Source organism: Campylobacter sp. US25a (assembly GCF_004379075.1).
In the GTDB taxonomy this organism is placed as follows: domain Bacteria; phylum Campylobacterota; class Campylobacteria; order Campylobacterales; family Campylobacteraceae; genus Campylobacter_D; species Campylobacter_D jejuni.
In genome coordinates, this window is the sequence record NZ_RYYM01000012.1 from 1 (window position 1) to 13981 (window position 13981).

14 protein-coding genes are annotated in these 13981 nt (G+C 27.6%); 8 read left to right on the forward strand and 6 right to left on the reverse strand.

Going from position 1 to position 13981, the window contains the following annotated elements; genetic code table 11:
* A partial coding sequence (locus ELQ12_RS08090) for a cache domain-containing protein (RefSeq protein WP_208379390.1) occupies positions 1-965 on the reverse strand: 965 nt, incomplete at its 3' end.
* Between the two features lie 223 nt (positions 966-1188).
* Between ELQ12_RS08090 and ELQ12_RS08095 the strand changes: the two genes are divergently transcribed.
* From ELQ12_RS08095 to ELQ12_RS08115, 5 genes are all read left to right on the forward strand, one after another.
* Positions 1189-1614 carry a MerR family transcriptional regulator gene (locus tag ELQ12_RS08095; RefSeq protein WP_002862207.1) on the forward strand — a complete coding sequence of 142 codons (426 nt, stop codon included), beginning with the start codon at positions 1189-1191 and terminating at the stop codon, positions 1612-1614.
* Positions 1615-1740: 126 nt separating this feature from the next.
* The gene (locus ELQ12_RS08100) at positions 1741-2718 is read left to right on the forward strand and encodes an aldo/keto reductase (RefSeq protein ID WP_070286120.1); all 978 of its coding nucleotides are present in this window, start codon (positions 1741-1743) and stop codon (positions 2716-2718) included.
* 58 nt (positions 2719-2776) lie between these two features.
* The gene (locus ELQ12_RS08105) at positions 2777-3196 is read left to right on the forward strand and encodes a cupin domain-containing protein (protein WP_070247970.1); all 420 of its coding nucleotides are present in this window, start codon (positions 2777-2779) and stop codon (positions 3194-3196) included.
* Between the two features lie 108 nt (positions 3197-3304).
* A complete protein-coding gene (locus ELQ12_RS08110) occupies positions 3305-4060 on the forward strand; it encodes a carboxymuconolactone decarboxylase family protein (RefSeq protein ID WP_070261126.1) in 756 nt (251 codons plus the stop codon).
* A 204-nt stretch (positions 4061-4264) separates the two neighbouring features.
* Entirely contained in the window at positions 4265-6961 is a 2697-nt protein-coding gene (locus ELQ12_RS08115; RefSeq protein WP_070261125.1) for an AAA family ATPase, read from the forward strand.
* Between the two features lie 533 nt (positions 6962-7494).
* Here the strand turns inward: ELQ12_RS08115 and ELQ12_RS08120 are convergent.
* Positions 7495-8373, reverse strand: a complete 879-nt coding sequence (locus ELQ12_RS08120) for an aminoglycoside 6-adenylyltransferase (protein ID WP_070261124.1) — start codon at positions 8371-8373, stop codon at positions 7495-7497.
* Positions 8374-8815: 442 nt separating this feature from the next.
* Here ELQ12_RS08120 and ELQ12_RS08125 point away from each other — a divergent pair, with 442 nt between their 5' ends.
* Positions 8816-9892, forward strand: a complete 1077-nt coding sequence (locus ELQ12_RS08125; RefSeq protein ID WP_002871140.1) for an NAD(P)-dependent alcohol dehydrogenase — start codon at positions 8816-8818, stop codon at positions 9890-9892.
* A 1-nt stretch (position 9893) separates the two neighbouring features.
* Here the strand turns inward: ELQ12_RS08125 and ELQ12_RS08130 are convergent, their stop codons facing one another.
* Both ELQ12_RS08130 and ELQ12_RS08135 read right to left on the reverse strand, forming a co-directional pair.
* Entirely contained in the window at positions 9894-10343 is a 450-nt protein-coding gene (locus tag ELQ12_RS08130; RefSeq protein WP_002871139.1) for a lipocalin family protein, read from the reverse strand.
* A complete protein-coding gene (locus tag ELQ12_RS08135) occupies positions 10336-10677 on the reverse strand; it encodes a helix-turn-helix domain-containing protein (RefSeq protein ID WP_002867086.1) in 342 nt (113 codons plus the stop codon). The genes ELQ12_RS08130 and ELQ12_RS08135 overlap by 8 nt, the downstream gene beginning before the upstream one ends.
* 99 nt (positions 10678-10776) lie before the next feature.
* Here ELQ12_RS08135 and ELQ12_RS08140 point away from each other — a divergent pair, with 99 nt between their 5' ends.
* Positions 10777-11355, forward strand: a complete 579-nt coding sequence (locus ELQ12_RS08140; protein ID WP_070261122.1) for an NAD(P)H-dependent oxidoreductase — start codon at positions 10777-10779, stop codon at positions 11353-11355.
* Between the two features lie 32 nt (positions 11356-11387).
* Positions 11388-12284: a DMT family transporter gene (locus ELQ12_RS08145; RefSeq protein ID WP_134264694.1), complete on the forward strand. Its 897-nt coding sequence runs from the start codon at positions 11388-11390 to the stop codon at positions 12282-12284.
* On the opposite strand, the gene ELQ12_RS08150 is transcribed toward ELQ12_RS08145, so the two are convergent.
* Positions 12281-13246 (reverse strand): biotin-dependent carboxyltransferase family protein, encoded by a 966-nt coding sequence (locus ELQ12_RS08150; RefSeq protein ID WP_134264695.1) that lies wholly within the window; start codon positions 13244-13246, stop codon positions 12281-12283. The genes ELQ12_RS08145 and ELQ12_RS08150 overlap by 4 nt on opposite strands.
* A complete protein-coding gene (gene pxpB / locus ELQ12_RS08155) occupies positions 13227-13967 on the reverse strand; it encodes a 5-oxoprolinase subunit PxpB (RefSeq protein ID WP_126229038.1) in 741 nt (246 codons plus the stop codon). Before pxpB ends, ELQ12_RS08150 begins: the two co-directional genes overlap by 20 nt.
* Positions 13968-13981: the final 14 nt, after the last annotated feature.

Genomic DNA, 13981 nt, shown 5'->3' on the forward strand with positions numbered 1-13981 from the left:
AAGTCAAAGAATGAAGTTAAACCTGTTTGGATAGCTGCAAGCGGAGAGAGATATTTTGATACGATGAAATAAAGGAGAATGACGCTAAATACTACCACAATAATGACAACAATAGCTTGAATAAATGCAGCTTTATGAATAGGTCCGTTTATAATATCAGCACTTTCAGTAATACAAGCTGTATAAGCAAGAACTTTAGTACAAGTTCCAAGTCTTTCTTTTCCATCAAGTTTATAAGTAAAAAAATTATTATCTCCATTAGCCTTATATGCATTTAAAACAGGAGAATGATCAATAGATGGATTTAATAATTCTTTATTGGTTGCAGCAAATATTTTATTTTTTTGATCAAATAAAAAAGTATTTCCAGGAGTTTTTGCAACTAAATTTTGTAAATTCTCTGATGGTATATCAACACCTAGCACTCCTATGATTTTACCATCTTTATAAATAGCTTTAGAATATGTTATTACATATTGTTTTAAATTTGTATCTAAATATGCTGGCGTAACAAAAATATCATTTGTTTTTAAAGCTTCTTTATACCAATCTTTTGTCTTTATATCTAAATCATCACGCAACTCAGGCATTTTTATGTCATTGGATCTTTGACTGAGTAGAACTTTTCCATTTGTTAAACCTAAATAAATATTTAATGCGTTTATGCTATGACGATAGTGTTTTAATATAGGACCGACATTGTTAATAATATTTTCTTCAGTATTTAAAGATTGATAAGGTAAACTTGTGATATCTTTTTCTAAGTTTTTAGTAAAAAATTGGTTTGTAGAACGGAAATTTTCAACTACAGATTGCGTGGCTTGAAGCAAGTCCATTTGATTTTTAAGAGTGGTTTCATGTAATGAGGTTTTTGTGAAATAAAAACTTACAATACCTAGAACAATTAAGGCAAAAATTGCAATTAAATTTGCAATGAGAGAAAGTTTGATTTTTATACTATTCATTTTTTTCCTTTTTTTGTATTTATTTTTAAATTTAAAATTAAATCTAGTATTATTTTATCAAAAAATATAAAATATTTTTTGACTTTTATCTTGAAAATTTAAAAATTTAATTATATTAATTGAAAATTATATGTATTTTTCTAAAAAGTAGCATTAATATAAAATAATAAAATATTTAGTTAAAAATTGAATTGTATGAAATTTATATTTATAAAGGATTAGAATGGCTTATACGATCATAGAGGTAGAAAGAAAAACAGGAGTTTCTAGTAGAACACTTAGGTTTTGGCTAGATAAAGGTTTATTTCCCTTTGTGGAAAAAGATAAAAATGGAGTGCGTTATTTTAGTGAAAAAGATTTAGAATGGGTGATTTGGGTGGATTGTTATAGACAAATTGGCATGAGTATCGAGGATCTTAAAAGATATATTTTTTTATGTGCTAAAGGAAAGAGTACTGCAAAAGAGAGATTAGAGATTATTTTAAAATTAAAAGAAAAAACACTAAAAGATATGAAAAAATTGGAGAGTATTATAAAAAAACTTGATTTTAAAATAGATTATTATGAAAACATGGTTATGGAAAATAAAGATGAGCTAAATCCTTTAAGTAAAGATTATATTAAACGGAAAAAACGAGTAAAAATTTAAAAATATTTAATTTTATTCTTGACTTACACTAGATGTTAGGTTTTATACTTTTAATTAACATGATAGAAAAATGTTTTTAATAATTAAGAACTATCAGTTTTTAATAAAAAATAAAAAAGGATAAAAATGCAAAAAAGAAAATTAAGAAATTTGGAAGTAAGTGTCTTAGGACTTGGTTGTATGGGAATGAGCTTTAGTTATGGAGAAGCTAAAGATGAAAAAGAGATGATAACACTCATTCATAGGGCAAAGGATCTTGGTATTGATTTTTTTGATACAGCCGAAGTTTATGGTCCTTTTATTAATGAAGAATTAGTAGGTAAAGCAATAAAACCTTTTAGAAATGAAGTGGTATTAGCAACAAAATTTGGTGTCAGGATTGAGGGTGCTAAGCAAATTGTCGATAGTACACTTAGTAAAATCAGACAAAGTCTAGAAGGTAGTTTGAAGCGTTTGCAAACAGATTGTATAGATCTTTATTATCAACATAGAGTCGATACAAATGTTCCAGTTGAAGAAGTTGCTAACTTAATGAGCGAGTTTTATAAGGAAGGAAAAATTAAAGCTTGGGGTATGAGTGAAGCAGGGGTGCAAAGTATTAAAAAAGCTCACGCAGTATTTCCGCTTAGTGCGGTTCAAAGTGAGTATTCTTTATGGTGGAGAGAGCCTGAAAAAGAACTTTTAAAAGTTTTGGAAGAATTAAATATAGGTTTTGTTCCTTTTTCTCCTTTAGGAAAAGGATTTTTAGCAGGTAAATTTGATGCAAATTCTACTTTTGAAAATAATGACTTTAGATCGCAAGTTCCACGTTTTAAAAGCGAGAATTTAAAAGCTAATTTAGATTTAGTTTATGCATTAGAAGATATAGCAAAAGCTAAAAATGCTACTTTGGCACAAATTGCTCTTGCTTGGGTTTTGGTGCAAAAAACATTTATTGTGCCTATTTTTGGAACAACAAATTTACGAAGGTTAGAAGAAAATATTAATGCTGTTAATATTGATTTTACTCAAGAAGAATTAAATCATTTAAAGAGTATTTTAGAAAAAATAATAATCAAAGGGGATCGGTATGCCGGTGAAGCAGCTCTTAGAGTTGGGAAATAAAAAGTTTGGTTTATTTCTTATTGTAATGGTTTTATGTAGTTTTGTTAAAGGAGTGTAAATGCAAGAACTTGAAAGTAAAGGAATTCATGGAAGTTTTAAAGGCGATAGTAAATTTTTTAGCAAAAATGTAAAAGTTTCTATGATGTTTAAATCAAATGAGTGGAGAAATTTTAGCGGGGCTTTGGTTGAATTTGAAGCCAGTGCTAGAAGTGCATGGCATACTCATCCTCAAGGACAAACCTTAATCGTAACAGAGGGTGAAATCATCACAAAAGTTCCAGGTCAAAAAGCCTTTATAGCCAAAAAAGGCGATGTGATAAGCTGTCCTATAGGAGTAAAGCATTTTCATGGTGCGACTAATACAAGTAGTGGAGCACACATAGCACTTACAGGCGAGAAAGAAGGTAAAAATGTAGAATGGCTTGAGCTTGTAAGTGATGAAGAATATGAAAATGCCTTAAAAGAAGCAAGAGAGTAAAGAAATTTGTAAATAAAACGCAAAAATTTTATAAAAACTTTTATGTTTTTTTGGAGTATTTTAAATGCTCTTTTTTCGCAAATTTTAAAAACCACAAAGGATAAAACCATGCAATTAAGACAAAAAGCAAGAGAAATTTTTGAAAAACTCTTAGGAGGAGCAAAAAAGGATCAACTTTTTGCAAGTGATAAAGAGTATTTTATCAATCACATAAATTTTACTTTTGACGAGAGTTTTGTAAAAGCAAATTTGGATACACAAAAATATTTTTTAATCACCCTTGCTTCTACTTTAGCAGTAGGTGGAAAAATAGAGTTTAAAGCTTTACTTCAAGGTGCAATCAAGAATGATATAAGTCCTATTGTCATCAAAGAAGTGATTTATCAAGCTACGCCTTATGTGGGTTTTGCTAGAGTATGTGATTTTTTAAGTCTTTGTAATAAAGCATTTAAAAAACTAAATATTGCCTTATCTTTGACTTCACAAGACACCACTACGCAAGAAAATCGCAAAATAAAAGGCAGGGAAATACAAAATGCTATTTTTGGTGAAGCCAATATCACTAAAATGATAGAATCTACCCCAGAAGATAAAGCTTTTATAAATGATTTTTTGAGTGCGAATTGTTTTGGAGACTACTATACACGCACAGGACTTGATCTAAAAACTAGGGAGCTTTTAACCCTTGTGTATCTTATCTCACTTGGTGGGCTAGATAATCAAGTAAAAGCCCATATACAAGGTAATCTTAACATGGGACAAAGTAGAAAAGATTTGCTAAATATCATTGCAGCTCTTATTCCATATATTGGCTATCCAAGGGCTTTAAATGCAATTGCTGTGTTAGATAGCTTGACTTTATAACTTGATTTGCAGTGAAAATAAAATTACTTGTAAATTTAAGAGAAATATATCTAAAAATTGTAAAACATCTTAGATAAGATTGAGATTTGTTATAAAAAATGATAAAATAAAATGAAGATGAATTAAATTCATAGCAAATGTAAAAAACGAGTAAAGATTTGATATAATTTCAATTGATAAATAAAATTTATAATTTAAGAAAAAATGATTTGGAAAAATAATACACTAACACAAATTTTGGATATTGATCGTAATATCAACAAAAATATTGATATAAATAAGGAAGATAGAGGTTTTTTATCTCAAAATATTTTAAATGAGTTAAGAAATTTATTAGAACATATAGCATTATATGTTTATAATGTTGATAAAAATCAACAGCTAGATAATGTTTATGAAAACTTGCAATCAAGCTTAAAATACATTGGAGATAAAAGAAAATATAAAGATATAAAAAATTTTCATCATTTGCTTAAAATTTCAGTGTCTCATTATACACCTAGCGAAGAAATTGCTGAAAGATTAATGTTGAAATATTTATTCTATTTATTTCAAATTAGGAGTTTTTGTAAAAAAAATTTAGGCATTGAAATATTAAATAGTTTACAAGACTTTCCAACAAATCTTGATACATTAAGTTTTCAATACTATGAGTGTGTTGTTGATAAAATTAAACAAATAAGTGTATTTAATGATACTAAAACAGATAAGTTTTATATTCAAAAAGTCAAGCCATTTATAATTAACAAGGAAATATATTATGAAATAACTTTTACTATTGCAAAAGACAATGTAAGCAAATTTGATAAACTAATCGCCTTTTCAAAATATTATATTCCTAGTAATTATTCCGTAAAATTAACTTTGTATTATACAAATATAAAATTACTAAATCTGCAAATACCTATTATTTTAATTTCTGAATGGAATATAGATATTCGTCCTTGTGAGTTGACTAACTTCTGTTTAATATTTTCTTCAACAAGAATATCTTTTACAAGAACTGTAAAATATGAAGATTTTATGCAATTTCTAACAGAAGAAGAACTTAATTTACTTGATATTGTAAACTTAAAAAACAAAGAATATAATAAAATAAAAAATAATTTTAGCGAAGATAAGCTAAAACATTTGTTTAATTGTTTAGATATGGCTAGAGAGATAATTTTAAAAAATAAACCTGGAGTAAATATTCTTAGATATATATTATATACAATGAATAATCAAATTATCAAAAAACAAATTTCCAAAAAGGAAAACAACTATCAACCTAATCCAAGATTATCAAATTTATTTTTGAAAAATGAAAGCATTCCATTTGATAAAATGCCATTTTGTTCTAATCCAGTCGGACATATTCCAAAATTAAATGTTTTATTTGAATGTATTAATTCAATCGATAGAAAGCATGAATTATTAGCTAGGAAAATTAAAAATAATTCAGAAATAAATTGTTCTTTATATACCAGCTTAGAAGATTTTAAAGAAGATGATATTGGAATGTTAATAGAAAAATATAATGCTGCATTATATAATAAGCATAAAAAAAATAGATCAATAAAAATACTTCATGATAAATTTTTATTTATAAATGAATATCAAGACACGCTAATAAATATAATCCAATTGTTGAACAATTTTACAAAAAGTGGTCTTGATAATTACAAAGAAAATATAAATGAATGGTTAAAAAAATGCATTCGGTTGGATTGTGAAGAAAAAAAGGGTTATTTAAGTAATTTATTTTGCAATTCAAAATTAGCATTAATATATGGAGCAGCTGGAACTGGAAAAACAACATTAATAGAACATATATCTAGTTTTTTTCAGGATAAAACTAAGTTGTATTTAGCAAATACAAATACAGCAGTTAATAATTTAAGACAGAGAATTAATATTCAAAAATCATCATTTTACACCATTGCTTCATATAAAAATGTTATTTCAAAAAAATTTGATATTATATTTATTGATGAATGTAGTACTATTAGTAATAAAGACATTATTAGTGTTTTGCAACAGACAGAATGTGAAATTTTAATTTGTGTGGGCGATATTTATCAAATCGAATCTATTGGATTTGGAAACTGGTTTTTGTTTGCTCAAAAATTTTTTTCAAATATTAAATTAGAATTACAACATATTTACAGAACACAAAGTAAGAAATTGCAATTACTATGGGAAAAAGTTAGATTGCTTGATGAAAGTATGCTTGAAGCTATTGAAAAAAATAATAGTTCTGAAAATATTCAAAATTTTAATTTTTCTCGAGGTGTCAATGATGAGATTATCTTATGTTTAAATTATGGAGGTATATATGGAGTTAATAATATAAATAAATTTTTACAAGAAAAAAATCCTCATAAATCATTTTATTTTAATGGATTATTCTATAAGGTGGATGATCCAATTTTATTTAATGAAAATTCATCAAAGCTTGGTGAAGAAATTCATAATAATCTTAAAGGAATTATCACTAATATTGAAGAAGATGAGAAAAATATAAAATTTACTGTCAGGATTAACAAAATAATACAAAATACAAATAATAATTTTGAAATAATAAATAAAGATGATAAAGGTACTGAAATTAAATTTAATGTTGCTAGATTAAATTCAGATGAAGAAGATGATAATAGCAATATTGTTCCTTTTCAAGTGGCATATGCTGTTTCTATACATAAAGCTCAAGGTTTAGAGTATAATAAGGTTTTAATTATTATCGCTAATGAAATTGAAGAACAAATTACACATAATATTTTTTATACAGCAATTACTAGAGCTAAAAAAGAATTGAAAATATATTGGTCTGCAGAAACTGAAAATAAAATATTAAAATCTTTAAAAATAAAAGATATAAATAAAGATTTTTATTTGTTTAAAAATAACATTCAAATGTAAAGGTGCTTAAAAAATTCTCAAATTTTTAAATTTAGTATTGATTTATACTAGTCATTAGTCTTTATAATTTAAAAAATTCAATAAAAAACAATGCAAAAAATAAAATTAAAACAAAGGTGCTCTTTACAGCTTTACCGTATGGGAATGAGTTTTGATTATGCAAGACAATAAAAGCTTTTCAGAAATAGAGTAATTATCGTGACTAAATTCGGCTCATTATAATAGAACGTAATAGTTAAATTTGGATAGTTTATCAAAAATTATTATAAAAAGTGTTACAGAGAGCAAAATTAAACATGGTGCATAAGTGAAGTAGATATAAAAATCCTTACAATTTAATTTTTCCATTTGTTGCAACACAAGGAGTATTCTTTATGATAGCGAGGTAAATGAGTTTTTAGTGTAAAAAGATTATTTTACCTATTAGAAAACATTGGTTTGAAGTGTAATGAATTGAAAGTATTATCAAAAACACTAAAATATATAAATTAAAAGAGATTAGGCAAAATAGCCGTAAGAATAGGAAAATAACTTTACAATTTTCTTAAAATTTTGCAATATTTTTTTACATTTTTTCGATAAGAAAAAAGCTTAAAGTCATTCTTTTTTGCTACAAATTTGGTGTTTTTGTGAAATAAATTTTCAAGCTTTTTTCTTGTTTTTTCAATTTGTTCAAGTGAAGTAGTATTAAAAGAATTTAAGATAATTTTTATTTCTTTTTGCTTTAAAAAATTTAGAATATCAGTATTTTGTTTACCTAGCCAAATTTCAAAACCAAATTTAAGTCCGACTTTAAAACTAAGCATATCAAAAAGTGTTTCACGCATAGAATTTAACAAATAATTTGACATTATAAATTGTTTTCTTAAAAGAGCTTTTTCTAATTTTGTAAAAGTAAAATAAAACTCATTGCATATTTCATCAAAATCTTTTTCTGTTGGTTTCTTAATGCAAAAAACATTCTCATTTTGAGTTTTCTTAAATCTTTGATCTTTATCTATAAGCGCTTTGCTTAAAGGTTCAAATTTATAATAATGTTTCAATGATTTTAGGGGGATAAATTTAAAGTCTATTCTCACTCCATTTTTAAAAATTACCAAAAAACTCACCCAATTTTTAGGCAAATCAGCTTTATAGAATTCAAAGCTTTCAGGCGCTTGATAAAATAAAATTTTTCCAAAATTTTTAATAAATTTAGGTAATTTTGCTTTTTTGATATCTTTGCTTTTGTTTAGGTTTAATAATTTTCTCAAATTTTTAGATTTTAGAAAAAATGAAACATCATAATCTTGATATTTATCCTTTTTAGCTTTCTTATTTACTCTTGAACCTTCAAGTGTTATAAGACGAATTTGTTTATAAATAAAAGCAATATTTTTAATTTTTTCTAAAATTCTTTTTTTGCTTTGCATCTAAAAATTCCTTTTAAAAAAATTTTAAAAGTTTTATATTTATATAATAATGATTTTTATCCATTTTGATATACTTTAAAAATATTAAATTTTTATAAATTTTTAATATTTTATTAAAAATTCTATCCTTGTTTAAGGATAAAAAAATAAAATCTCTAAGAAATCTTCGCTATAAAAATTTGTTTTATTTTATATATTCCATTCATTTAAAATCGCCCCTTTATCACACAATTTCTTTATATTTAGAAGTAGCTTTGGTTGTATAAATTCTTTTATATTTTAAAATTTCTAAAGATTTTTAACATTATAAAAAAAATACGTTAAAAAATCAAAAAATTTTAACACATCAAGTATTTTTCTAATTTTTAAAAAATTATTTTCTCTCTTGACTTATAGCTACTCTAATGTTTTATAATTATAAAAAATCAAAAAAGGAGCAAAAATGCAATACAAAATTTTAGAAAACAATCGCATCGCAAGTAAAGGCTATGCAATGCTTAGTAAAGATGCGAAATTCACACCCTTTGAATTTAGCCGCCACGCTATTGGCGATAATGATATTTTGATTAAAATCCTATATGCAGGCATTTGTCATAGCGATATTCACACCGCAAGAAGCGAGTGGGGAGAAGCTACTTATCCTTGCGTGCCTGGGCATGAGATAGCAGGAGAAGTTATCGCTGTGGGTAAAAATGTGAGTAAATTTAAAGTAGGAGATTACGCAGGGGTTGGTTGCATGGTAAATTCATGCGGTGAATGCGATGCTTGCAAACGCTCACAAGAGCAGTTTTGCGAAAATGGCAAAACCATCTTTACTTACAATAGTTGTGATGTATTTCACGGCAATGAAAACACTTATGGGGGCTACTCAAACAACATAGTTGTAAGTGAAAAATTTGCCATTTGTGTGCCAAAAAATGCACCGATGGATAAGGTTGCACCTTTGCTTTGTGCGGGCATTACCACTTACTCGCCTTTAAGATTTTCTAAGATAAAAGAAGGTTCAAGCGTTGCTATAGCAGGATTTGGCGGACTTGGTATGATGGCTGTAAAATACGCTGTTAAAATGGGTGCAAAGGTTAGCGTTTTTGCTAGAAATGAAAACAAAAAAGCCGATGCTTTGGCTATGGGTGTAAGCTCATTTTACACAAGCACTGATAAAAACGCCGTAAAAGAACGCTTTGATTTAATCATCTCAACTATTCCAACGCCTTATAATCCTGCAATTTATTTAGATTTGCTTAAATTTGGTGGCGAAATGGCTATAGTTGGCTTACCTCCTGTGGAAGATAAGGTAAATATAGGCATAAACGAGCTTGTGCATAAGGCAGGTAAGAAGGTTTATGGTTCGTTAATTGGCGGTATTGCTGAAACTCAAGAAATGCTTGATTTTTCTTTAAAACACGAAATTTATCCAGAAACCGAGCTTATCACACCGCAAGAAATCGATAAGGCTTATGAAAATCTAACCTCAGGTAAGGCTAAATTTCGCTATGTTATTGATATGACAAAAGAATAATTTAATACTTATTAAAAATCACATCGCTAATGTCAAATCCCCTTTGCTTAGCGATGTTTAAAAGCTCTTTTATACTTTTTTCATCTATTATATTTCTTGCTAAAATCCAAAGATATTTTTTATCAGGACTACCCACAATGGCAACTTTATACTCGCTATCAATAAAAATGATTTCATAATTTACTCTATTAAAAAGGTTCATAAAGATATTAAATCTCACTGCTAATTGTCTATTTGAAACGATTTTTGCCTTACCTTTTATGCTTGAAATTTCATTTTCTTTACTGCAAAAATTTTCAATTTCTACATAAGGAATGCCATTTTTATATTTAAGTTCGTATTTTGCCTTTGAATTTAGGCAAGATTTTTGAAAAAAAGCAGGTTTTCTAGCCATTTCAAGCCATTCTCCCATATAATTTTGTAAAGAAAGTTCGCCAATTAATTCAAGCATTTTTTTCCTTTTTGTCTTTCTCGCCCCATTTGCACATAGCTTGTAAGATAGGAATTAAACTTTGTCCGCGTTTGGATAAGCTATATTCTACCTTGGGTGGAATTTGAGCGTATTCTTTTCTGATAATTAAACCATCGTTTTCTAGTTCTCTTAAGGTATTGGTTAAAGTTTTAAAAGATATGGAGCTTAAAAAGCGTTTGAGTTCATTATAACGCACGATTTCATAGCGAAATAAGCAGTATAAAATACTCATTTTATATTTTCCATTAATTAATGCTAGAGTATAGTTAAATCCACATTCTTCGAAATTGCACTGAGAATTCTCTTTAGTCATTTAACATTCCTTTAGTATAGTATCTTACTTTATTTTCTGTATTGAAAATGATATTATGCTAAGTTATAATTGTATCATAAAATTTAAAAAAGGATAAAAATGAAAAATATACTCTTGCTTAATGGTGCTAAAGAATTTGGAAGTTCAAAAGGACAGCTTAATTTAACATTGCATAATCATGCTTTAGAAATTTTAAAAACATTAGGATACGAAGTAGATCAAACTCACATAGATCAAGGATATGATCCTAAAGAAGAGATACAAAAATTTATAAAAGCTGATGCTGTGATCTATCAAATGCCAGCTTGGTGGATGGGCGAGCCTTGGATAGTTAAAAAATATATCGATGAAGTGTTTGGTTTGGGTGCTGGAGTGCTTTTTAAAAATGATGGAAGAACTCATGAAAATCCTAGTAAAAACTACGGAAAAGGTGGTTTAGATCATGGTAAAAAATACATGTTTTCTCTCACTTGGAATGCACCTCTTGAAGCCTTTAATGATAAAAATGAATTTTTTGAAGGAAAGGGTGTAGATATGGTGTATTGGCATTTGCATAAGGCTCATGAATTTATAGGTATGAAAGCTTTATCAACTTTTATGTGTAATGATGTGGTAAAAAATCCTCAAGTGGAAAAATATCTAAACGAGTATGAACTACACTTGAAAAAAATTTTTTAAAAAATTTGACTTAAAAATTTCAAGGTGTAACATTGACTCGAACAAAGTATTTGTATATCTTGCTTGTTTTAGCTATGTTTTTATGGGGCTCATCTTGGCCTACTTCTAAGATTTTATCAGCTTATGCTGATACTTCTGTGATTACTTTTTGGCGTTTTTTCTTTGTTTTGCTAGGTTCTTTGATGGTATTAGGCTTTTTAAGAATTCCTTTAAGGCTTGAAAAATCTATTTTAAAATGTGTGCTGATAGCAGGAATTTTAAATGGGCTTTATACTTTTGTATTTTTTATTGCCATTAAGCATGGTTTAGCTGGAAAAGGCGGTGTTTTGGTTACAACTATGATTCCTATTTTTTCTTATTTGATATTTATGATAGCAATGTTATTTCAAAAAGATAAAAAATCAACTCACAAGATCACAAAGAGTGAAATTCTAGGCTTATTTTTAGGTTTATTATCTGGATTTTGTTTGTTAAATTTAGGGAGTTTAGAAGATTTATTTGGTAAATTTAATATTTTGTTTTTAACTTGTTCTTTTATTTGGGCTTTGATAGCAGTGTTTAATCATAAAGCCAAAGGAGCTCACCCTTTGGCGATTAACTTTTATATTAATCTCATTTCTGTTTTAATGTTTTCTTGGGTATTGTTTGATGTAAAAAGTTATGAAATTTTTCATTTTGAATTTAAATTTTGGATCAATATGTTTGTTGTAGCCTTTTTATCAACTGTGGTAGGTACTAGTATTTATTATTATGGGATTCACATTTTAGGGAGTGTTAAGGCAAATTCTTTTGTTTTAATCACTCCTGCTAGTGCTTTAATTTGTAGTTATTTTATACTAGATGAGGTGCCAAATGCACTTACCTTGTTAGGTTGTGCCTTGGCTATAGGTGCTATATATTTTATCAATATTTATGGTAAAAAAGCTTAAATCAAATTTTCAAAATCAAGATTGATTTTTTGATCCATAGCTTTAAATTTCATTTCTCTTTGTTTATAAAGCTCTAAAGCTTCTTGCATACTAATGTTTTGAAATTTAAAGCTAGAGCCTAACTTAGCTTGTGCGAGTAAGCTTAGATCATTTTCTATAACCGTGGCTATTTTTGTATAACCTCCTGTGCTTTGTCTTCCTGCCATTAAAATGATAGGAATACCACTTTTTGGCACTTGTATGCTTCCAAAAACCGCAGGATCTGAGATGATATCTGCTGAGTTTTTATGCTCTATACTTTCGCTAGATTCTGCATAAATTGCCATTCTATCGCTTTTTAAACCTACTTTATAGCTAGTATTTAAAAAAGTATCTATGCCTTTTTGAGTAAAAGCATCTTCATTTGTTCCTAAAATAACGTGTATGATAGGCTCTTTAGAGCTTTTAAAAAGAGGATTTTCACATTCTCTAGCTTCTAAATTAAAAGGTATAAAAGTATCATTAGTTTTTAAAATATCATCTTTTTGTAAAACCCTTCCTTTAAAAATTCCAACTCCCATTTTAGCATCGCTGGATTTAGAGTTTAAAAAACTTTTTACTTCAAAACCACCTGCTATACATAAATATCCACGAAAACCTATTTTTGCTAAACCGAGTTCTAAAATATCGCCTTTATTTGCTTTATATACCTTGTAAGTTTTGATTTTTTCCTTATTAAGCTTTGCCTCAAATTCAGCTCCACTTAAAACAAAATAATTCTCATCTAAAAATTCGTATTTTCCACCTTTTAAACAAAGCTCAATTCCTGCTTCATTTTGTTTGTTTCCAAGTAAGATATTTGCCATTCTTAAAGCATCTTCATCCATAGCTCCACTTCTTGCTATGCCAAATTTAGCAAATTTTTTTCTACCAAAGTCTTGCAAACTTGAATTTATAGATGCTTCAATGATTTTTATACTCATAAATTTCCTTTTGATAGACTTTTTTAGCAACTTGCTCTTGGATCTCAAAAAATTCATCTTTTGAAATAGCTTTAAATTTTAAAAACATACCCGCTTTTAAAAGAGTAGGATTTTTTTCATCTTCTTTATCAAAAAATTCCAAAGGTGTTCTAGCAATAATTTGCCAACCCCCTGGGCTTGATATAGGATAAACTCCTGTTTGCTTATCAGCTATGCCTACACTTCCAGCTTCTATTTTTGTTCTAGGGCTTGAAAGGCGTGGGGTAAAAAGCCTTTCGTTCAAACCTCCAAGATAAGGAAAACCTGCCATAAAACCTAGCATAAAAACAAGATAATAAGGCTTAGTGTGAAGAGATACAAGCTCTTCTTTTGAAATTTGATTGTGTTTGCACACAAATTCTAAATCCAGTCCAAATTCTTCATCATAACAAAGTGGAACTTCTATACAAAGACTTGAGTTTTGCTCCGTAAGTTTAATATCCTTTTTAATTTTTTCTAAAAAATCAAGCAAAGAATTTAAAGAAAGCACGCAAGGATTAAAATATATAAGCAAGCTTGCATAAGCACTTACTAACTCATCAATACCATAAATTTCACCTTCTTTTAGGGCTTTTTGTATCCTTTGTTCCGTGCTTAAAACATAAGCATTGATTTGAGGTGAAATTTCTTGCTCAAAACGTAAAAGCAAAGCCTTGCTTCCGCTAAAATGCACACTAAACATTGCTAAAACCTATA

Bases quoted from the DNA above. Each gene is read 5' to 3' on its own strand.
- ELQ12_RS08095 (WP_002862207.1), top strand. From the start codon at position 1,189: ATGGCTTATACGATCATAGAGGTAGAAAGAAAAACAGGAGTTTCTAGT.
- ELQ12_RS08125 (WP_002871140.1), top strand. From the start codon at position 8,816: ATGCAATACAAAATTTTAGAAAACAATCGCATCGCAAGTAAAGGCTAT.
- pxpB (WP_126229038.1), bottom strand. From the start codon at position 13,967: ATGTTTAGTGTGCATTTTAGCGGAAGCAAGGCTTTGCTTTTACGTTTT.
- ELQ12_RS08130 (WP_002871139.1), bottom strand. From the start codon at position 10,343: ATGCTTGAATTAATTGGCGAACTTTCTTTACAAAATTATATGGGAGAA.
- ELQ12_RS08115 (WP_070261125.1), top strand. From the start codon at position 4,265: ATGATTTGGAAAAATAATACACTAACACAAATTTTGGATATTGATCGT.
- ELQ12_RS08140 (WP_070261122.1), top strand. From the start codon at position 10,777: ATGAAAAATATACTCTTGCTTAATGGTGCTAAAGAATTTGGAAGTTCA.
- ELQ12_RS08135 (WP_002867086.1), bottom strand. From the start codon at position 10,677: ATGACTAAAGAGAATTCTCAGTGCAATTTCGAAGAATGTGGATTTAAC.
- ELQ12_RS08110 (WP_070261126.1), top strand. From the start codon at position 3,305: ATGCAATTAAGACAAAAAGCAAGAGAAATTTTTGAAAAACTCTTAGGA.
- ELQ12_RS08150 (WP_134264695.1), bottom strand. From the start codon at position 13,246: ATGAGTATAAAAATCATTGAAGCATCTATAAATTCAAGTTTGCAAGAC.
- ELQ12_RS08100 (WP_070286120.1), top strand. From the start codon at position 1,741: ATGCAAAAAAGAAAATTAAGAAATTTGGAAGTAAGTGTCTTAGGACTT.
- ELQ12_RS08105 (WP_070247970.1), top strand. From the start codon at position 2,777: ATGCAAGAACTTGAAAGTAAAGGAATTCATGGAAGTTTTAAAGGCGAT.
- ELQ12_RS08120 (WP_070261124.1), bottom strand. From the start codon at position 8,373: ATGCAAAGCAAAAAAAGAATTTTAGAAAAAATTAAAAATATTGCTTTT.